This is a genomic window from Streptomyces sp. BA2, from assembly GCF_009769735.1.
Lineage (GTDB): Bacteria > Actinomycetota > Actinomycetes > Streptomycetales > Streptomycetaceae > Streptomyces.
The window spans coordinates 9,256,886-9,277,189 of record NZ_WSRO01000002.1 but is presented as its reverse complement, the minus strand read 5'-3'; the positions used below and the strand labels follow the sequence as shown (position 1 = coordinate 9,277,189).

Sequence of the window (20,304 nt, the reverse complement as noted above, 5' to 3'; positions counted from 1 at the left end):
AGCGCTCCCGTCCCCGCGGTTTCAGCGGCACGGGCGAGAAGGGCGCTGTTCGGCTTCGCCACCTGACCCGGCATCCCCACCGCCCTCGAGACCGAAGGCCCTGCCAAAGCATCCGTCCGGCGAGCCGCCGAACTGCTCGAACTCGACTACTCTCACGCCCGGTTCGGCAGCGTCGACGAGGTCCGCAAGAGCGAGCCCGGCCGCGGCGCCCTCACCGAGCACGCTCGCCCCTTCACCGGGGCCGAGGAGCATGAGGTCCCTCCGTGAGCTCGGCGAAGAACTGGAGGATGTCCGCGGCGAGCAGGTCGGGAGCGTCGTGGGCGGCCCAGTGGCTGCCGCGGTCGAACTGCGACCAGGACGTGATGTGGGTGTGATCGCGTTCGGCCAGTGTGCGGATCGACTTCATGTCGTAGGCGAAGCCGACGAGCCCGATCGGCACGGTGGTGGGCTCCGGATCCGGTTCGGCGCGATGGTTCTCGTAGTAGAACCGGGCCCCTGAGGCGGCGTTGTTGATAAGCCAGTAGATCGTGGCGTTGGTCAGCAGTGGCGTCGCGTCCGGGTTGTCCGAGCGGACGTGCACGAAAGCGCAAGCCGCGCGTTATCTGCAGCGAACCGACATCGCCTTCGTGCCCATCCACGACGCCCCGCTCTCCAGATGAGCCCTCGTCTGGCGAACCGCCGCCGAAGCCGAACTCATCCGCACCTTCGCCGAAACCGTCGACGAGCACGGGCCCGTCAGCCTGTAGCGGAGGCGAACGACCAGCAACTGGCTTACGGCTTCGTCCTGGTCCGCGACCGACGAAAGCCATGCGGCCAGGGCGTCGGTCATCAGGAGCAACCGGTCGCCAGGTTGGCACCAGCCCTCGGTGAACGCGTGCGGCGGGCCAGCAGTGCCACGTCGTGGTTGCGGCTGCTGAAGAGGTCGGGAGTCGTGTCGAATTCCTCGACGGCCACCACCGGGAAGGACTGGGCCAGCCGATCGTGGTGCAGGTGGAACAGGCACCTGTCCCCCAGGGCGGCAGCGCGCCATCGCCAGGCCGGCGCACTTGCGTCGGGGTGGAAATCGGAGTCCGGGTCGACGCGCACCGTGAGCAGGGTCGCGTAGGCGCCCTCGGCGAGCTTGGTGTGCTCGTACGGGCCCGGCTGGGATGGATCGTCACGCTGCTACACGGCGGTCACGGTGACGCCCAGCAGGTCGGCGAAGCCTCGTTCGGTGAGGATGTGCGCCGCGACGCCGTCCGGCAGCAGGCCGTCGGGCGAGCATCCGGCGGACCTCCGCGTCGTCGTACGTCCACGTCGGCTGCCCGAACAGCACGCGCACCGGGGCGTCCTCCGCGGTCACCGGCACGCCGTAGCGCAGGCGGATTGTCGGTGCGGCGCGTGTGCCCGTTCCTTCGACGCGCGGAAACGTCGTGCCGCTGATGTCCCCTGCGGGCGGCTCTCTCTCCCCCCACACACACATACCTCAGGAGACGGATTGTGATGACAGCTTGCTTGAGGGGCCCGGTAGTTGATCAAGGATGGTTTTCTTATGCTTGCGATCGCTGTGAGCTATCAATGGAGTGACCTGCACCATGCAGTTGCGCGATATCGAGATATTCCTGACCTTGGCCGACGAACTGCACTTCGGGCGCACAGCTGAACGTCTGAGAATCGCCCAGGCGTCGGTCAGTCAGTCCATCGCCAAGCAGGAGCGCAGCATCGGGGGCAGGCTCTTCGACCGCAGCAGCCGCACAGTGCGGCTCACCGCTCTTGGCCGGCAGCTCCGCGAAGACCTCCTGCCGATTCCCGACGCGCTGCGGCGCAGCCTGGACCGAGCCGCACTCGCCGCCCGCGGCGGCACCGCCGTGCTGCGGGTGGGAATGATCGGCGAGAACGCTCACGACCTTCTGCCCTTCTGGGAGTCGTTCCGCTCTCGTCACCCCCAGTGGCAACTGAAGGTGCGGCGCAACCCGTTCATCCGTCCCTTCGATTCGCTGCGCCAGGGTGACATCGACGTACTCGTCGCGTGGCTGCCGATCGAGGAGCCCGACCTCAGCGTCGGTCCTGTCATCTGCACCGAACCCATGGTCGCGATGATGGCCGCGAACCACCCCCTCGCCGACGACAAGCACGTGTCCATGGAGGTGTTCGGCGATCGTGGGCTGTTTGGGCCCAGCGAGTCTCAGCCCGCGTACTGGGAGAACGCCTACAGCCCGTTCACGACCCCCTCTGGACGCACCATCGAACGCGCCCACACCGTCGCCAAATGTGAGGAGGTGCCCACGATCGTCGCCACCTCCGACGCCATCGACCTCACCAGCGCCCACGCGGCACGCTACGGCGCCCGCCCCGACATCGCCTACCTCCCGATCACCGACTCCCACCTGCTCAGATGGGGCCTGGTCTGGCGATCCGACTCCGAGACGGAACCCGTCCGCGCACTCGCACAGGTGATACGAGACCTGGGCCGTGTCTGATGGCGCGAAAGGTGTGGTCGCGTTTGTCGTAGTGCCTTTCGCGGCATCAGGTGCATGCTCTTTACGTGTGCTGCACGTCCGCATGGCGGTTGTGGCGCTCGGCGGCCTCGGCCGGTTCCTGCTGAGCGGGCACCTTGATCGCCGGCTGGCAGGTGCGTGTCGGTGCTCAGCGGAGTCACCGGCCGTCGGCGAGGACCATTCCTCTCCTGGAAACGAGCGGCCTCGGCGCCCTGACGGTCTTTGGGCGGATGTGCCGCGTTCGATGGTGGTTCGTCCTGCACCAGGCCGTTCCCTATCGATAGTTCACAGCGATCACAGGCATCAGAAAAGCATCCTTGATCACGTCCTGATCCTCCAGCAAGCTGAACGCGGGTCCGCCTCCGGGGAGTTCCACCGAAGTGCGGCGAACCGTGTGCAGGATCCTGAGCGGTTTGCCTCGCGCGCAGCGCGGGCCCCCGCGGCGCACGTCCGCGCGGCGCACGTCCCCCGCGCGGAGCACCGCTGACAGAGACCGGCACCGGCCGGCATGCACGTCACACACACCTCATGGAGCACGAGTGCGCAAGAGCAAGTTCGCCACGTTTGTCGGAGTCGGCGTCGCCGCCGCGTCCTTCGCCCTGGTGCAGGCCCCTGGGGCCTCCGCCGCCGGGACCACCCCGGTCGAGGCCGAGGAGTCGGTGAAGCTCCGGACCCACACCAAGCTCAGCAGCACGGCCGTGGGTCTCTTCCCGAAGAAGGCGCTGGGGAAGGCGGCCAACGATGCAGGCTCCGACAACATGAGGGTCTACAAGGGCGGCACGCACAACCACTGCGGCTCCAAGGGCACCATCAATGACCGCAAGTGGGTCAAGGTCTCCTACAAGGGCAAGAAGGGCTACGTGGCCCTGAACTGCATCGACGTCGTCGCGGACCTGCCGGGAGGGGACCCCCGGCGCTGACGCCCGGCCGCGCACCGGTGCGCGGCCGGACCGGTGACGACCCGGCCGGGCGCCTGGCGCGGACCGGCCGCCGGTGACGTACGCCGCGCGTACCGAGCACGGCGTACCCCACCGGCGGCCTCAGCGCACGCACCCACGGCACCAGCAGGCGCCCACCAGGGCTGCCGTAGGGTCCCGGCCTTCGAACAGGCCGAGTCCGAAGACGACTCCCGGGCGCCGTGTTCGGCATCGGCCTTCCGGAGCAGCTCAGTTGCGGCTGTCTGAGAGTACGTCTCGGTAGCTGCGCACCACCTCGGCGTACGTCTTCGCGCTCGGCTTCGGGCGGCGCTGGAAGGTGGCCCGGTCGACTTCGTGGAGCCCGAGCTGGGCGCCGTATCCGAAGATCCACTCGAAGTTGTCCATGAGCGTCCAGTGGCAGTAGCCGAGGACGGGTGTGCCGGCTCCGGCCTGTGCCACGAGTTCGTCGATGGCGGCGGGGATGAAGGCGGCGCGTTGGGTGTCGTCCGGGGTCTGGATGCCGTGCTCCGTCACCAGCACCGGAACGCCCGACACCGCATGGGCGTAGCGCGCCGCGCCGGTGAGGGAGCCGGGCGCGATGGCGGTGCCCATGCCGTTGAGTTCGCCTTCGATCTTCACTTCTCCCCCGGGGCCGTGCACGATGCGCTCGTAGTTCTGTACGCCGATGAAGTCGTCGTGGCGTGCCTCGCACAGCCATGGGTCGTACACGGCGGCCCGTTTGGCGTCCCTGCGCTCTTCACCGCCGGGGACGGCCACCTCGTCGGCGATGGCGATGGACACGCCGACGGGCAGGTCGCCGCGGCGGGCCTTGATCGCTGTGCGGGCGGCGCGGTGGGCATGGATGAATGCCTCCTGGAACGCCTCTTGCAGGTCGGCGGGGATGACGTTCGCGCTTGCGTAGGTGCCGGTTCCGGCGGCCCGTGCCGCAGCCGCGAGCATCTGTGTCTTGAGCACCTCCGCCTCGGCCGGGAGCTTCCCGCCCGCCTGCAACAGCTGTTCCAGGTTGGGTTCGTTGAGGGTGACGGCGAAAGCGATCCGGTCACCGAAGCGCGCCATGACACGGTCGCACTGTTCGGCGAACCGTGCCGGGGCGTCCGCACCGGTCCAGGAACCGGCCGCCGCGAACCAGTGCGGTCCGGTGAAGTGGTTGAACGTCACGACGGGAGCGAGGCCGCGGTCAAGGCAGCCGTCGACCATCTGCTCGTAATGGTCGAGAGCCTCGGCGGACACGACACCTCGCTCGGGCTCGACGCGTGCCCATTCGACGGAGAACCTGAAGGCGTTGAGCCCGAGTCCCGCGACAAGGTCGAGGTCCGACTCCCACTGCTGGTAGCCCCTGCACGCCGGTCCGCTGGGCTCGCGGAACAGGGAGGGCGTGGTGTGCTCCAGGAACCACGTGTCGCTGGCGGTGTTGTCGCCCTCGTTCTGGTGCCCCGCGGTGGCGACTCCCCAGAGGAAGTCGTCGGGCAGGCCGTCGCGTGTCATGGGTGCTCCTTGCATTGATGTGCCTTGTGTTCATTCGCCCGGTGGTGGGTGTTCATTCGCCGGTGGTGGGGCGAAGGGTGAGCGGCGGGCGTGGGGCGCCGTCACCGCGTCGCGGGGAAGGGGATGAGGAAGGAGTGCCGGCCGGGGCCGGCTTCCACGTCCGCCATGCCCGGCAGGTCGACCAGCGCGGTGACGTCCGGTGGGACGAGGAGGTCGACGCGCAGCGTGTGTCCTGCGATCTGCCATCCGGCCTCGGCCCGGCCGTAGGGCGTGTCGTGTTCGGCGCGGGCCCAGGTGAGGTCGCCACCCGGGCGTGGGCGGATCAGGAGGCGGCGGTAGCCCGGCTCGGCGGGCGCCAGGCCCGCGACGGTGCGGTGGATCCAGTCGGCGACCGCGCCGAGCGCGTAGTGGTTGAAGGAGGTCATCTCGCCGGGGTTGACGCTGCCGTCCGGGAGCAGACTGTCCCAGCGCTCCCAGACCGTGGTGGCACCCATGTCCACCTGGTGGAGCCACGACGGGCACGAACGCTCAAGTAGCAGGCGGTACGCGGTGTCGGTGTGGCCGGAGGCGGTGAGCGCGTCGCACACCAGGGGGGTTCCCAGGAAGCCCGTCCCGATCCGGTGACCGCGTGCTGCCACCAGGGCGGCCAGCCGGTCACCGGCCTCGGCTCGCTCGGCGTCGTCCTGAAGCAGGTCGAAGCCGAGGGCCAAGGCGTAGGCGGTCTGGGTCTCTTCCGTCAGGCGGCCCGCGCCGGTGTGGAAGCGGGCGCGGAACGCGTGCCGCACGGCGTCGGCGAGCACGTGGTAGTGCCGGGCGTCGTCCTTCTCTCCCAGCACCTCCGCGGTGAGGGCCAGCAGCCGTGCCGAGTGCGCGAAGTAGGCGGTCGCGACGAGCTGGGAGGAGGTCGTCGCCCGGCCGGGGTCGTCGGGGGACGCGCTGGGGTCGAGCCAGTCGCCGAACTGGAATCCCTCGCCCCACACGTGTCCTGGCCCGGCGATCCGGTCGACGGCGTCCACCCAGGCGCGCATGGACGGGTATTGGGCGCGCAGTACCCGGCTGTCGCCGTACCGCTCGTACAGAACCCACGGGACGATGACTGCGGCGTCGCACCAGCCCGCCATCGCGGGGTTGCCGGGAGGCATCGGTACGGGGATGTTCAGCGGGATGTCGGGGCTGATGACCGGCGGAATGCCCTCGGGGTCCGTGCTCTGGTCGGCGGCGAGGTCGCGGAGCCAGGAGCGCAGGAAGTCCCTCGTGTCGTAGAGGAACGTGGCGGTGGGGGCGAAGACTTGGATGTCGCCGCTCCAGCCCAGGCGTTCGTCGCGCTGGGGGCAGTCAGTGGGCACGTCCAGGAAGTTGCCCCGCATCCCCCACACCACGTTCTCGTGCAGCCGGTTCAGCGAGGGGTCGGATGACGTGAACCAGCCGGTCCTGCGCAGGTCGCTGTGCAGGACCACGGCGGTGACGTCATCGGGGGTGAACTCGCCGGGCCAGTTGTCGAGTTCGGCGTAGCGGAAGCCGTGGAAGGTGAAGCGGGGCTCCCACTGCTCGCCGTCGGTGGCGCCGCGCAGGGTGTAGCGGTCGATGGCCGGGGCGCCGCGCAGCGGGCGTACGCACAGCTCCCCGTCCTCCAGGACCTCGGCATGCCGCAGCGTCACGGTGTGTCCCGCCTCGCCGCGGACGCGGATGCGCAGCCGTCCGACCAGGTTCTGCCCGAAGTCGACGAGGGTGCGGCCGGTGGGCGAGGTGGTGACGGCCACCGGCGGGAGGCATTCGATGCGCCGTACGGGAGGACTGTCCGCGGGGAAGAGCACCGAGGTGTCGAAGTCCAGCACACGTACCGGATGCCAGTGGGTGGCGTCGAAGTCCGGTGTGCTCCAACCGGGCAGCTCCCGGCGGGCGTCGTGGACCTCCCCCTCGTACAGTCCGGTCGCCGTGACCGGTCCGGCTGCCGCGCGCCAGCCTGGGCCGGTCGTGGCCGTTCGGACGCTGCCGTCGGCGTACTCGATCCGCAGCTCGGCGAGCAGCCCGGTGTGCGGTCCGTAGAGGTCGCGGTTGCCGCCGTTGAATCCGAGCAGGCCGCGGTACCAGCCGTCCGCGAGGTGCGCGCCCCAGGTGTTGGCTCCCGGCCGCAGCGAGGTGGTCACGTCGAAGGACTGGTAGCGGTGGCGGTGGTGGTAGCTGGTCCAGCCCGGCGCCAGGACGTGGTCGCCGACCACGGCGCCGTTGAGCTGCATCTCGTACACCCCCAGGGCGGTGACCCGCAGCTCCGCCTGTCGCACCGGGCCACTCACGGTGAACTCACCACGCAGCAGCGTGGCCGGGCGTCCCGCCGGACCGGGTGGCTCTTGTGGCCAGGCCGGGGTGATGACCTGGGCGGTCCAGGGGTGTGACATGTCTGCCCTTCTCGGTGGTGCGGTGTTCAGATGGCGCGGGGCAGCCGAAATTCAGGCGGCGGGGGCCGCGTCGGTCTCGGCGGGATCCCGCAGGCGGGGGACGAACAGCGAGAGCACCAGGGGCACGGCGGTGAGCAGCGCTCCGGTCCAGAAGATCCAGTCGTAGCCCGCGTCCTGGTAGAAGGCGGTGCCGTTCTCGACGGTGCTGTGCGTCGCCAGAACGGCGAACGCCAGGGCGGTGAAGACAGCGCCGAAGAGGCTGATGAGCATGTTGAGAATGCCGCTGCCCAGGCCCTGTTCTTCCTTTGACACCACGCCGACGACCAGTACCGGAGCGCCCGCCACGACAAGGCCGGAGCCGAGGTTGGCCAGGCACGAGGTGAGGATGAGTTCGGTCTCGTCGGCGTGGAAGAAGCCCGCCAGGCCGTAGCCGACTCCCATCAGGATCAGCCCGGCCCACCACAGATGGCGGGCGTCGATCCTGCGCATCAGGCGGCTGGCGGCGATGCCGGTCCCGAACATCACGAGATTCCAGGTCACGCCGACGGCCGCGTTGTGCTGGGCGGTCCACCCGAGGCCGGCGGAGACACCGGGGATGTGCGGGTACAGGGCGAGCAGGATCACCAGGCTCGGCATGGTGTAGGCGATGGCCTGGGCGAGTCCGCCCGCGGTGAGCACCAGGGCGACCGGGCGGCGCCTGAGCACCGTGAAGTCCAGGATGGGGTGGGCGGTCGAGCGTTCCACGAGGACGAAGACGGCAAGCGCCACGAGACCCGCGGCGAGCCAGCCGAGCGTCTTGGCGTCGGTCCAGCCCCAGCTCTGTCCCTGGCCCAGCGCGTAGACGACCGCGGTCAGACCTCCGCCGAGCACCAGACCGCCGAGCCAGTCGAAGCCCGGACGCCTGTCGCGCGGCGGAATCTGCGGCACCAGGAAGGCGATCAGCACGAAGGAGAGAGCGGTGGCCGCGGTGATGAACCACATCACGCCCTTGTAGCCCCAGCCGTCGACCAGCCAGCCGGCCAGGAAGGGCGCACCGATGCCTACCAGGCCGACGCTGCTGCCCAGGATGGCGCTGGCCGGCTTCACCAGACGGGCCGGGAAGATGTGCCGTACGGCGGGGAAGGACAGAGCGCCGAACGGTCCGTAACAGCCGGCGATCGCCCGGCCGACGAGCATCAGCTCGAAGCTGCCCGCGGTCGCGGCGATGATGTCGCCGACGGTTCCGAGGCCGGTGATCACCAGCATGAGCCGCTTCTTGCCGTACCGGTCCCCCAGCTTCATCACGAACGGCGTCAGCAGCGTGGTGACGAGGACGAAGGTCAGTCCGAACCAGGCCACGTGGGTGGTGTGGAAGCTCTGCGCCACGCTGGAGGTGGCGTTCGCCCCCAGGATCCCGGCGGCGGCCAGCATCTGGGTCGGCCAGATCAGCGCGATGAGTACACCGGCCAGGCGCGGGGTCCATCTCGCGGTGTCGTCGGACGGTGCTGCGTCGAGCGAGGGGCTGGCGGACGTCGGTGTCATCAAGCCGCTCCTTTCGCGAACAGGGAGGGAGGGGGCGTGGAACGGCAGACCGTCAGCCATGGCTCACATCTGGCCATGGGCGCGAAACGTTCCCTCGCTTTCGGTTGATGATGAAGCCAATACTTAGTGCACGCTAGGTATTGGATGAGTGACACACGTCACGTGACTAGTGGGTCGAGACGCCCTCCGACCAGGCGTCAGCGACGCTCCCCTGGGTGCCGATGACGGCACTCGGTACGGCGACGCACATCGGGACACCAGCGGGCCGCGCTGCTGCGCTTCGGCCTGGGCAGTTAGCCCGAGAGACCTCACCAACAGTGGGTCCGCGGGCCCGACTCCGTACGGGACGGCTCAGCAGGTCGCGGATGTCCGCGTTCTCGCCCGGCTCATCCACAGCCGAATGACGTTCATCCAAGAGAGCGGTGGGACAGGGGCTAGGCACCGCCGACGGCCTCGCCCATAGTCGTGGCAGTCGCCGAGGCCCGTTCCTTCCGGGCCGTTTCCCCGCAGGTGCGACGAGGTCCGTGGCGTTGCGTGTCCTGGGCGCGTGGCCTGGTCGGGGGGGGAGGCCGTCTTCCTCCTGTTGCCGCCCTGTGGAGCCTCGTATGCCCGAACCGATTTCCCCCCGTCCGCCGCCGTGGCCGCCCCTGCGCCGGGCGTCCCGCACGCTTCCGGCGCGGCACACCGGCTGCGCCTGACGTTGCTGGGGGGCTGCGGTCGCTCAACCGGCCGACGCGCGCGATCCGCGCGGCGCCGCCCCGGAGCCGGCGAGCACCGGACCCGGCCGGTGCTCCTGGGGACGGCGGACGGGCCGGCCTGGGTCGACGGGGCGGTCACCGACTGGCCCGCTCTCTACGCGATCGGACCGATGAACACGTGGGGCGCGTCCTGCCCGCGATCGAGGTGTTCGGCCCGGGAGACCGCGGCACCCTGCCGCGGTCTCCCCGCGGGCAAGCCCGCACCGCCGGTGTTCAACCCCAAGGACCCGACACCGGGATCTCCGCCATGACCGGCTACCTGCGGCAGGCGTTCGCCCACGACTTCAACGACCGGGCACGCGACAGCATCTTCACCAGCCCGGGCGACCTGTTCTCCGTACACGACATCGACCTGACCGGCATCTGGGACATCGACCCGCAGGGCAAGCCGCCCAGCCTCAGGGCTCCCCTCCCGGTGGGAGGACGACGACGTCCGGGTGACGGCCACACTGGTCGACCACCACCCCGCGGCACCTGCCTTCGCCTACCGGTTCGACACCCCGAACGGCTCGGTCGTCTTCTCCGGTGACACCGGCGTCAGTGACAACCTCATCGACCTGGTGATCCGCTGCGGGAACATCTGCTCGCCGCCCACACCACCATCGAGCAGGTGGGCCGCGACGTAGCGGAGCCGGCCGGAGCCGGGAACCTGGTGCTCAACCACCTGGTTCCCGGGAACAACGCCAACCGGCGCGGAAGGCGGCGCAGCGCGGCTACTCCGGCCGGCTCATCGTCGGCGAGGACCTGTTTCAACTCCCCGTGGGCCGAGCCTGACCCGCCTCAGTGAGGGCCAGGGGCCTGGGGGTTGCGTCGTACGCCGACGGTGGCGAGGACGGCACCGGCCACGCACAGCACGCCGGTGACCAGGGCGGCGGTGTGGACGCCGTTGATGAATGCCTGGCCGCTGCCCTCGATCACCGCGGCTTTGAGCTGCGCGGGCGCATCTCCCGAGACCGGCGAGACGCCCATCGCCACGGCGTCCTTGGCTTCGTGCAGCTGCTCGGCCATGGGCGCGGGCACGCCGGCTCCGGCCATCTCGCCGGTCAGGGTGGAGCCGACCCGGCTGCTGATCAGGGAGACGAGTACGGAGGTGCCGAGCGCCCCGCCGACCTGGAGCGCCGTGGCCTGCAGGCCGCCCGCCACGCCGGCGTCCTTGACGGGCGCGTTGCCCACGATCGCGTCGGAGGAGGCGGCCATCACCATACCGACGCCCAGGCCCAGCGCGATGAACGGCGGCCACATCGCGGCGTAGGAGGAGTGCACACCCCATCCGAGCATCGCGAAGGAAGCGCCGGCCTGAAGCACCATGCCGAGCGGCATGGTCAGCCGGGCGCCGAACTTCTCGGTGAGCTTGGCACCCAGCGGCGAGGCGACGACGGAGGCCAGACTCAGAGGCAGGGTGCGCACCCCGGCCTCCACGGGGGTGAAGCCCCGCACGTTCTGCAGGTACAGCATCACGAAGAAGATCACGCCGAGCAGGACGAAGAAGTTGACCGCGGTGATGATCGTGCCGATGGTCAGCGCGGGGTTGCGGAACAGCCGCATGGGCAGCAAGGGGTGCTCCACACGCGTCTCGTACCAGCCGAACACCAGCAGGATCATGATGCCGACGGCGAGCGTGCCCAGCGTCGAGCCACTGCTCCAGCCCCACGTCTCGCCCTTGACCACGCCGAAGACCACGACGAGCAGGCCGAGGGCGAGCAGGATGACGCCGGGCACGTCGAAGCGGTGCCGGCCGGTGGCGTTCTTGCTCTGCGGCAGCACCAGTGCGCTGAAGACGAGCGCGATGACGCCGATCGGCGCGTTGATGTAGAAGACGGACTCCCAGCTGACGTGCTCCACGAGCAACCCGCCGACGATGGGGCCGAGCGCCGTGGAGACCGATGACACCATCGCCCAGATACCCACCGCCATCCCGAACTTCTTCGGCGGGAACACCGCGCGCAGCAGGCCGAGCGTGTTCGGCATCAGCAGCGCGCCGAACAGACCCTGCAGAGCGCGGAAGGCGATGACGCCCTCGATTGAGCCCGCGAGGCCGATGGCGACGGAGGCCGCCGTGAAGCCCGTCACGCCGATCATGTAGTACGTGCGCCGGCCGAAGCGGTCGCCGAGTTTGCCGCCGAGGATCAGCGCGGCGGCCAGGGCCAGCAGGTAGGAGTTGGTGACCCATTGCAGGTCGGCGGTGGACGCGTTCAGGTCGCGGCCGATCTCGGGGTTGGCGATCGAGACGACGGAGCCGTCCAGACCGACCATGAACAGGCCGAAGGCGACCGCGATGAGCGTCAGCCACGGGTTGCCGCGGCGGCCGCGCGGGCCTGCCGGTGGAGTGTGTGCGGGCGTGGGTGAGTGATCCACGACGGTGGAGGGCATGGAAGTGCCTTGCTTCCTGGAAGAGATGAGGGCATGCGGCCGCGAAAAGGCGGGGCATGCGGTTACGGAGACGCGACTGATCGCGCGAACGCCGTCAGTCGGCGGCGGGGTGAATGTGCTGCGTCAGCGTCTGGAGCGCGCCGAGGGCGGAGCCGATGGCGCCGCGCTCCCCCTCGGTGAGGGTGTGCAGCGCCTCGAGGACGTACCCGTCCATGAGGTCCCCGACCATGGCGATCCGGTCTCGGGCCTCGGCCGTGAGGTGCAGGTGCGCGACCCGCTTGTCGTCCCCGTCCTGCCTGCGTTCCAGCAGCTCCAGGCCGGCCAGCTGGGTAACCAGCGCGCTCATGTTGTTCGGCTTCATGAGGAGGGTGTCGGCGGCCTTGCGCACGGTGATGCCGTCACGCTCCCCGACCAGACGCAACAGTGCCAGCTGGCCTTCGGGCAGCTTGGGGTGCGGAAAGTCCTGGGCAAGACGCCGGTCGAGCGCCCGGTGCAGCGCGGGCGAGACAGCCGCGAGCCCGGAGGCGATGCGACGGGTGTCCTGCTCGGACGCGCTGGGGGTGGGCATGCAGGAATCATAAGGATGCCCCTATACCTATGTCAACATACCTACTGTCTTCGTTGCGGAGCATCGCCCCCTTCCAGGGCTGCGGAGCCGCTGACCGGTACGCGCTCAACGGCTCTCGGTACGGTTGGGCCCATGGGGACACCACGGGGGCCGCGCGGCGGCTACGCAGCAGGGATGGCCAGGCGCAACCAGATCCTTGAGGCCGCACTGCTGCGCTTCGGCAAGGACGGTTACCGCAAGACCTCGCTGGCCGGCATTGCCCGCGATGCCGGGATCACCGATGCCGGGCTGCTTCACCACTTCCGCGACAAGCAGCAACTGCTGCTGGCCGTGGTGCAGTACTGGCACGAGCAGCTCGACGAGCAGTGGGTCCGCGTGTCCGACTCGGTGCGGGACGCCTTCCGCTGCCATCTGGACGACGCTGCCGAGTCGCTGAACATGCCGGGGATGCTGGAACTCGCCGTCGTCGTGGGCGCCGAGGCCACCGCTCCCGACCATCCCGCCCACGACTTCTTCTCCCAATGGCAGGAAAAGGGCGTACGCGAACTCGCGGACCGTCTGCGTGCCGGCGCCGAGTCGGGTGAACTCAAGGGCGGGCTCGAACACGAGAACATCGCTCGCGAGTGCGCCGCGCTCGACGCCGGGCTACGGCTCCAGTGGCTGGCTTCCGGGCGCTCCTTCGACTTGATCGCCGTGATGCGCTCCCACCTGAACCGCTTGATGAGCAGCATCGCGGCCGACGGCAAAGGGCTGTAACGCCCGTGCAGGTCTCCGGCTGGGGCGGGGGCCGCCTTCGGACGTGAGCTGTTCTCAGACCCGTTCGAGCAATACGGCCATGCCCTGGCCGCCGCCCACGCACAGGGCGGCGATGCCCAGGCGCCCGCCGGTCGTCTCAAGCCCGTTGAGCAGGGTTCCGATGAGCCGTAGTCCGGTCATGCCGAAGGGGTGTCCCAGGGCCAGGGCGCCTCCATAGGGATTGAGTTGCTCATCCAGGTCGATGCCGAGGTCCCGGCTGACGGCCAGGACCTGGGAGGCGAACGCCTCGTTCAGTTCGACGATGTCCACCTCCTCGATGCTCAGCCCGGCCCGGTCGAGGAGACGGCGGACCGCCTCGATCGGGCCCACCCCCATCACCGCCGGATCGACGCCGCTCACCGCCGTGCCGAGGATGCGCGCCCGTACGGGCAGCCCCTGGCGTTCCGCGAGCTGTTCGTCGACGAGTACGGCTGCTATGGCGCCGTCGTTGAGGGAACAGGAGTTCCCCGCGGTCACTGTGCCGCCGGGCCGGAAGGCCGGTGGCAGTGCTGCCAGTTGTTCCCTGCCGGTGTCCGGGCGTGGCCCGTCGTCGGCCGTGACGAGTCCTTGCGGGGTGTGGACGGGAAGGATTTCGCGGGCGAAGAACCCGGCCCGGGTGGCGGCCACCGCCCGCCGGTGGCTATCCGCGGCGAAGGCGTCCATGTCCTCGCGGGAGATGGCCCACCGCTCGGCCACGTTCTCGGCGGTGATACCCATCGGCACGTAGACATCGGTGACCCGGTCGCTGGAGGACAGCTCGGGGTGTTTGTCCTCCTCCTTGAGGGTGCGTCCCACCTGGCTGACGGACTCGACTCCGGAGACCAGGTATGCCTGGGCCTCGCCGGACCAGATCGCGTGTGTGGCGATCCGGGCCGCCTGCATGCTGGAGGCGCAGAACCGGGTCACGGTGGCACCGGGCAGTGCTGGACTCAGGCCGGCGAGCAGGCTCGCCCGTCTGGCCAGGTTGGAGCCCTGGCGCCCTTCGGGGTAGCCGGTGCCGAGCACATGGTCGTCCAGCAGGTCCGACCGGTCGGGCGCCAGGCCGGAATCCGCGACGGCGCGGCCGATGACACCGGCCGCCAGGTCGTCGGGCCGCATGTCGCGCAGCGATCCTTTGACGGCCCGGCCGATAGGGGTGCGGACCAGGGAGGCGATCACGACGGACCGCATACGTGAACTCCTTTGTTCGGGCGGGAGGGACGGTCAGCCTCTGGGGTTCTTCCGGAGTTCGCGCAGGCGCTCCGCGGTGCCGGGCAGGGAAAGCGACCAGAGTTGCTCCCGCGTTTCCTCTTCCACCACCTGGTCGTGCTCCCGCCCGTCGCCCGCGCGCCGCAGCGATCGCTTCGTACGGCGGACAAGCTCCGGTTCGACAGCGTCCGCTCTGGCGGCCAGGGCGTGGGCCACGGCAAGCAGGTCCGGGTCGGGGACGCATCGGTAGGCCAGTCCGGCGGTGGTTGCGGCGGCGCCGTCCAGGCGTTCACCGAAGAGCACCATGGCGGCGGCCGTCTGCGCTCCGACCAGGCGGTGCAGCATCCAGGTGTGACCGCCGCCGGGGTGCAGGCCGAGCTTGAGGAAGCGGGTGTCGAACCACGCCGATTCGGCGGCCACCCGCACGTCGCAGGCCAGCGCGAGATTGAGGCCGGCGCCGACCGCCGGGCCGTTGACGGCGGCGATGGTCGGCAGAGGAGACCGGGCTACCCGCAGGAAGGACTCGTAGACGGTCTCGACTCCCGCGGTGTCGCCCTCGGATGCCGCCAGGAGGTCGGTGAGGTCGGCTCCGGCGCAAAAGGCCGTGCCCGCCCCGGTGAGGACGATTGAGGTGATGGCGGGGTCTGCCTCCAACTCGTCGAATGCCGAGAGGAGTTCGGCGACGAGCGGGCCGGACAGGACGTTGCGGCGGTCCGGGTCGTCAAGCGTGAGCGTGGCGGTGCCCCCTGCGCGCTCGATGCGCAGCAGGCCGCTCATGCGTCACCGCCGGGGGTGGCGGACGGCGCGTCGTCGGCGGACGGCGCATCGACTGCGGACGGCGCGTCGTCGGCGAAGCGGGCGACCAGGTCCTTCTTGGAGACCTTCCCGACGTGCGACAGGGGCAGGCTCGGCATGATCTCCAGTCGCTCGGGGAGTTTGAACTTGGCGATCTCGTGCCGGGACAGGAACTCGGTCAGCTGGTGCAGGGTGGGTGGCGCCACTCCTTCGCGGGGGACCACGCAGGCGCACATGCGCTCGCCCAGTACGGGGTCGTTCACCGGAATGCAGGCCACGTTGACGATCGCCGGGTGCCCGATGAGGAGGTTCTCGATCTCTTCGGCGCTGATCTTCTCCCCGCCGCGGTTGATGAGGTCCTTGCGCCGGCCGGCGACGACGTAGTTGCCCGAGGGATGTCGGCGCATCAGGTCCCCCGACAGATAGAAGCCGTCCGGGGTGAAGGCGCGGGCGTTGTGCTCGGGGGCGCGGAAGTAGCCGCGCAGGGTGTAGGGGCCGCGCGCGGCCAGTTCCCCGACTTCGCCGTCGGGCACCTCCTGGCCGTTCTCGTCCAGGAGCAGCACTTCGTCGTCCGGGCAGACGGGGCGGCCGACGGTCTCCATCCGCACCTCTTCGGGGTCGTCGAGCCGTACGAAGGTCAGCAGTCCTTCGGCCATGCCGAAGTTCTCCTGGATACGGCAGCCCGGCAGCATCCGCTGGGCCAGCGCGCGGGTTTCGGGCTGGAGCCGCTGCCCGCCGCTCTGGATCACGCGGACCGACGACAGGTCGTACTCGTGGATCAGCGGATCGTTCAGCCACTTGATCAGCAGCGCGGGCACCACATGGATGTGGGTCACCCGGTGTTTCTCGATCAGCGGGAACACCTGGGCGCCGCGCGTGGTGGGGTGCAGCACCGTGCGGGCCCCGGCGAGCAGGAAACCGTGCAGGCCGGGGCAGGCCAGCGGCAGGTTGTGCGAGATCGGCAGGACGTTCAGCAGGCAGTCGTCCGGCCGGATGTCGCACACCGACATGGCGTTCTTGGTGTTGAAGACGTAGTCGTTGTGCAGGCGCGGAATCAGCTTCGGGACGCCGGTGGTACCGCCGGAGAGCTGGAAGAGCGCCGCCTCCATGGGGTCGACCTCGACGGCCGCCAGGTCCACATCGCCCTCCGCGCCCGCGCCGCCTGCCAGGACGGCGCTCAGCGCCGTGGCGTCCTGCCCCGGGTCACCGGAGACGATGTGCAGACGCAGGGACGGCGCCGTGGCGCGCACCCGGGCGACGATCTCACGGTGATCGGCGTCCTTGGACCGGTCCGGAGTGATCGCGGCGACGGCGTCCGACAGCCGCGCGAACTGCTCCAACTCCCGGTAGCGGTGCGCCGGGAGAGCCATGATGGGGATGACGCCGATCTTCTGCAATCCGAGATGGGTCACGGCGAAGTCGGCAGTGTTCGGCAGTTGCAGCACCACCCGGTCCAGCGGACGCAGGCCCAGCGCCCACAAGCCCCGGGCCGCTCGCGCGGCGCGCTCCTCCAGTTCGCCATAGGTCATATCGGCGCCGTCGTGGTGCAGGGCCACGCGATCGGCGTACTCCGTGCATGCTTGCGCGAACACGTCGCGCAGTGTGCGGTCCTCCCAGTAGCCCTTCGCGCGGTAGCGCTCGACGTACTCGGGCGGGAAGGGAACGATTCCATCCAGGGTCACGGTGTCCTCCTGCACTCTGGTCGTCTCTGCACTGAGGTCGTCTCTGCACTCAGGTTGTCGCGCTGAAGCCGCCGTCGATGACGACGATCTCGCCGGTCACAAAGGGGTTGGAGTCGATCAGCGCGAGGATGCTCTGGGCCACTTCCTCCGGTGTGACGCACCGCCGCATCGGGGTGTGCCGGCCCCGCCGTTCCATCAGCCGTTCGTAGTTGTCTCCCAGCTGGTCCTCCATCCACTCCCCCACCATCCAGCCGGGGGCCACGGCGTTGACCCGTATGCCCTCCGGGCCCAGACGCCCGGCGAGGGTCTTGGTCAGGTTCACCACCGCCGCCTTGGAAGCGGCGTACGGGAACGGCTGCGGTCCCGGACGCAGTCCCACGATGCTGGCCAGGTTCACCACGGCCGTGCGGCCCGGACGCTTCCCGGCAGCGTCCTTGAGCAACGGCACGCAGGCGCGGGTCACTTGGAAGAGGCCGCGCACATTGACCGCGAAGACCCGGTCCCACTCGGCCATGTCGAGCCCATCCAGGTCAGCGGGCGGGGTACGGGCCGTGGTGCCCGCGTTGTTGACCAGCACATCCAGGCGGCCGAACCGGTTGCGGATCTCCTCCATCATGGCGAGCACCGCGCTCTCGTCGGCCACATCGGCGCGGCAGACCAGGGCCGCGGCCCCGGCCTTCTCAGCAAGGGTGGCGGTCTCTTTGGCCGCCTCGTCACTAGAGGCGTAGTTCACCACCACGTCGTATCCGGCCGCGGCGAGCGCCAGAACGGCTGCCCGCCCGATTCCCCGTGCGGAACCTGTCACCAGCGCTACCGGCTTGTCGTCAGTCATGATCATTCCCTTCGCTCGGACAAGAACTGGCGGCCTAGAGGCCGAGAAGGCGCTCCGCGTTGCCATGGAAGACCTGGTGCATAACAGCCTCCGTGTAGTCCAGCTCGTCCCATTCGCGCAGGATCCGTTCGAACGGCAGGCTCGGGTGGTCGGTGCCGAACATGACCTTGTCCCGCAGCCGGGCGCGGATGTCGGTGCGTAGCTGCTGCGGAAAGTGCTTCGGCGCCCAGCCCGACATCTCCCAGTAGACGTTGCCCTTGTGCAGGGCCACGGCGGTCATCTCCTCGATCCAGGGCCAGCCCGGATGTGCGGCGATGATCGTCAACTCCGGGAAGTCAGCGGCCAGTTCGTCCACCGCCCGGGGGTGCGCGTGGCGGATGCGGGCACCCATGCCGCCGGGCATGCCCGCGCCCATGCCCGTGGTTCCCACGTCGATCATCACCGGTACGCCCAGGGCGGTGATCGCCTCGAACAGGGGGTAGAGCTGCCGGTCGTCCACCGCGTAGCGCCCCATGATCGGGTGGAAGTGGAAGCCGAGCACGCCGTGTTCGCGCACCGCCGTCTCGGCGTCGGCGATGGCTTGTTCCCCGCGCAGCGGGTCGACGGCCCCCCAAGCGCCGATGAAGGTGTCCGGGTGCCGGTCGCGCAGAGCGGCCACATAGTCGTTGCCGCAGGGCGGGGCGCCGGTGACGGTTTCGATGTCGAAGGCAACCAGCACCGCTTCGATGCCGTGCTTGTCCAGGTCGGCCACCACCTCTTCCTCGGCGCGTGGTTCCCAGGGCTTGTTCCAGTACTCCGCGAGCGCTGCCGGGAAGGGCTGCTGGGAGGCGATCCACTCGGCAGTCCCCGGATAGCAATGCAGGTCGATCCTTCTCATCCGCGCCCCTCTTTCCGCCTGTGCAGGGAGTCAGTCACTCCCTCACGTTTCGTCCGCGCAGACCTCTGTACAGCGGGGCCTGGCTCGCCTCAGTGTGTACTACCTACTGCGGTAGTGACTAGACCCTTCGCCGGGCCGATTGCTCATGGGAGGCGCAATGACCGAGGCACCGCCACGATCCGAGGACACCAGTACGCGCGGGGGTGAACTCCTGGCCAGGTGGGAGCGGTTGCCGTTCACCAGCGCCCACCGCAGGGCCTTTCAGATCCTGGGGACGGGCACGTTCTTCGACTCCTTCGACACCGTCGCGCTGGCGGTGACCCTCACCGCGGTCACCTCGACGATGCACATCGGCCTCGGCGACGCCGGCCTGCTCATCAGCGCCGGCTACGTCGGTCAGATCGCGGGCGCGCTCGGACTCGGCTGGGCCAGCGAGCGCTACGGCCGCCGCCCGGTGTTCCTCGCCTCCATGGCCCTGTTCGGGGTGGCCGCCCTGCTGGCCGCGGCCGCGTGGAGCGGCCTGAGCCTGGGCCTCTTCCGCCTGGTGCAAGGGATCGGCCTCGGGGCCGAAGTACCGGTGGCCGCCGCGCTGTTCAACGAACTCGTACGAGGACGCGCCCGCGGCCGCTCGGTGATGCTGTACGAGACCAGTTTCACCCTGGGCAACATGGCCGCGTCCCTCGTCGCGGCGGCACTGTTCGGTCTGCTGCACGACGAAGCCACGTGGCGCACCATGCTCGCCCTGGGAGCGATCCCGCTGCTCGTCGCACTCTGGGCACGCCCACGCCTTGTGGAGTCCCCGCGCTTCCTCATCTCCCGGGGCCGGACCGCGGAGGCGGGGAGGCTGGTGACCGCCATGGAGGCAGAGACTCTGCGCAAGGGAAACCAACTGGAGCCCGCCGAGGCGCCGATCGCGCCCGATACCCGGGCCACTCGACTGGCGGAGATCTTCTCCGCGCAGTACCTCAGGCGCACCATGATGATCTGGACCGTCTGGTTCACCACCTACTTCACCCTCTGGGGACTCACCACCTGGCTGCCGAGCCTGCTGGTCAACGAGGGCGGCATGCACCCGGCGACCGCGTCCCTGGCCAGCGCGGGACTCCAGGCCATCAACGTGGCGCTGGTGGTGACTATCGCGCTGACCGTGGACCGGCTGGGGCGCCGCTTCTGGATCACGCTCGGCTACGCGGTCTCCGCCCTGGGAGCAGCGATTGGGGCGCTCGTCACCTGGTCCGGGCAGACCCAGTCCCCGGTCGGCCTCATCGCCCTGGCCGTCCCCGTCCTGCTGGGCGTGAACGCGGTCGCGCCGATCGCCTTCATGTACACCGGCGAGCTGTACCCGACCCGGATGCGCGCGTGGGGCACCATGGCCGCCAGCAGCTTCCGCAACGTCGGCGCCGTCCTGGCCCCCGCGGTGATCGGCTGGATTCTCGACGGCGACGGCGGCATGGCCGCCCTGTACCTCATGTTCCTCACCACCCTGGTGGTGGGTCTCGCGGTCTTCTGGGCCTTCGGGCCCGAGACCGCCCGGGAGAAACTGGAGTCCCTGGCCTCCTAGTCGCCGATACACTCACTCTTTCGGTAGTGACCATGCAAAGGCCGGCTGACGGGAGTGCGGA

Annotated in this window: 17 protein-coding genes; 5 read left to right on the top strand and 12 right to left on the bottom strand. The window is 69.6% G+C overall.

What is annotated here, in order from left to right; genetic code table 11:
- Positions 1-232: 232 nt before the first annotated feature.
- On the bottom strand, positions 233-580 hold the full coding sequence (locus tag E5671_RS44410; protein WP_202121499.1) for a hypothetical protein: 348 nt from the start codon (positions 578-580) through the stop codon (positions 233-235).
- Between the two features lie 248 nt (positions 581-828).
- Entirely contained in the window at positions 829-1,086 is a 258-nt protein-coding gene (locus E5671_RS44405) for a hypothetical protein (RefSeq protein ID WP_237330390.1), read from the bottom strand.
- 488 nt (positions 1,087-1,574) lie between these two features.
- Between E5671_RS44405 and E5671_RS44400 the strand changes: the two genes are divergently transcribed.
- Together E5671_RS44400 and E5671_RS44395 are read left to right on the top strand one after the other, a co-directional pair.
- Positions 1,575-2,459, top strand: coding sequence for a LysR family transcriptional regulator (locus E5671_RS44400; RefSeq protein WP_160509845.1), 885 nt, complete (start codon positions 1,575-1,577; stop codon positions 2,457-2,459).
- Between the two features lie 557 nt (positions 2,460-3,016).
- Entirely contained in the window at positions 3,017-3,397 is a 381-nt protein-coding gene (locus E5671_RS44395; RefSeq protein WP_160509844.1) for a hypothetical protein, read from the top strand.
- A gap of 246 nt (positions 3,398-3,643) precedes the next feature.
- On the opposite strand, the gene E5671_RS44390 is transcribed toward E5671_RS44395, so the two are convergent.
- The 3 genes from E5671_RS44390 to E5671_RS44380 all read right to left on the bottom strand — a co-directional run bounded on the left by E5671_RS44390 (position 3,644) and on the right by E5671_RS44380 (position 8,817).
- Positions 3,644-4,900, bottom strand: coding sequence for a family 1 glycosylhydrolase (locus E5671_RS44390; RefSeq protein WP_160509843.1), 1,257 nt, complete (start codon positions 4,898-4,900; stop codon positions 3,644-3,646).
- Between the two features lie 101 nt (positions 4,901-5,001).
- The gene (locus E5671_RS44385; RefSeq protein ID WP_160509842.1) at positions 5,002-7,296 is read right to left on the bottom strand and encodes a glycoside hydrolase family 78 protein; all 2,295 of its coding nucleotides are present in this window, start codon (positions 7,294-7,296) and stop codon (positions 5,002-5,004) included.
- Positions 7,297-7,347: 51 nt separating this feature from the next.
- A complete protein-coding gene (locus E5671_RS44380) occupies positions 7,348-8,817 on the bottom strand; it encodes an MFS transporter (RefSeq protein ID WP_160509841.1) in 1,470 nt (489 codons plus the stop codon).
- A 1,195-nt stretch (positions 8,818-10,012) separates the two neighbouring features.
- Between E5671_RS44380 and E5671_RS44375 the strand changes: the two genes are divergently transcribed.
- Positions 10,013-10,201: a hypothetical protein gene (locus E5671_RS44375; RefSeq protein ID WP_160509840.1), complete on the top strand. Its 189-nt coding sequence runs from the start codon at positions 10,013-10,015 to the stop codon at positions 10,199-10,201.
- Positions 10,202-10,355: 154 nt separating this feature from the next.
- Here the strand turns inward: E5671_RS44375 and E5671_RS44370 are convergent, their stop codons facing one another.
- Both E5671_RS44370 and E5671_RS44365 read right to left on the bottom strand, forming a co-directional pair.
- Entirely contained in the window at positions 10,356-11,945 is a 1,590-nt protein-coding gene (locus E5671_RS44370) for an MFS transporter (protein WP_160509839.1), read from the bottom strand.
- A 94-nt stretch (positions 11,946-12,039) separates the two neighbouring features.
- Positions 12,040-12,513, bottom strand: coding sequence for a MarR family winged helix-turn-helix transcriptional regulator (locus E5671_RS44365; protein WP_160509838.1), 474 nt, complete (start codon positions 12,511-12,513; stop codon positions 12,040-12,042).
- Positions 12,514-12,645: 132 nt separating this feature from the next.
- Here E5671_RS44365 and E5671_RS44360 point away from each other — a divergent pair, with 132 nt between their 5' ends.
- A complete protein-coding gene (locus tag E5671_RS44360; RefSeq protein ID WP_160509837.1) occupies positions 12,646-13,269 on the top strand; it encodes a TetR/AcrR family transcriptional regulator in 624 nt (207 codons plus the stop codon).
- Positions 13,270-13,323: 54 nt separating this feature from the next.
- Here E5671_RS44360 and E5671_RS44355 read toward each other — a convergent pair whose 3' ends face one another.
- From E5671_RS44355 to E5671_RS44335, 5 genes are read right to left on the bottom strand one after another with little or no spacing between them, the layout of a single operon-like run.
- Entirely contained in the window at positions 13,324-14,478 is a 1,155-nt protein-coding gene (locus E5671_RS44355; protein WP_160509836.1) for a thiolase family protein, read from the bottom strand.
- A gap of 33 nt (positions 14,479-14,511) precedes the next feature.
- Entirely contained in the window at positions 14,512-15,273 is a 762-nt protein-coding gene (locus E5671_RS44350; protein ID WP_160509835.1) for an enoyl-CoA hydratase, read from the bottom strand.
- On the bottom strand, positions 15,270-16,973 hold the full coding sequence (locus E5671_RS44345; protein WP_202121498.1) for an AMP-binding protein: 1,704 nt from the start codon (positions 16,971-16,973) through the stop codon (positions 15,270-15,272). The genes E5671_RS44350 and E5671_RS44345 overlap by 4 nt, the downstream gene beginning before the upstream one ends.
- Positions 16,974-17,022: 49 nt before the next feature.
- Complete coding sequence (locus E5671_RS44340; protein ID WP_160509833.1) at positions 17,023-17,805, bottom strand: SDR family NAD(P)-dependent oxidoreductase; 783 nt, start codon at positions 17,803-17,805, stop codon at positions 17,023-17,025.
- Between the two features lie 34 nt (positions 17,806-17,839).
- A complete protein-coding gene (locus tag E5671_RS44335) occupies positions 17,840-18,682 on the bottom strand; it encodes an amidohydrolase family protein (protein WP_160509832.1) in 843 nt (280 codons plus the stop codon).
- A 157-nt stretch (positions 18,683-18,839) separates the two neighbouring features.
- On the opposite strand from E5671_RS44335, the gene E5671_RS44330 reads away from it, so the two are divergent.
- A complete protein-coding gene (locus tag E5671_RS44330; protein WP_160509831.1) occupies positions 18,840-20,243 on the top strand; it encodes an MFS transporter in 1,404 nt (467 codons plus the stop codon).
- Positions 20,244-20,304: the final 61 nt, after the last annotated feature.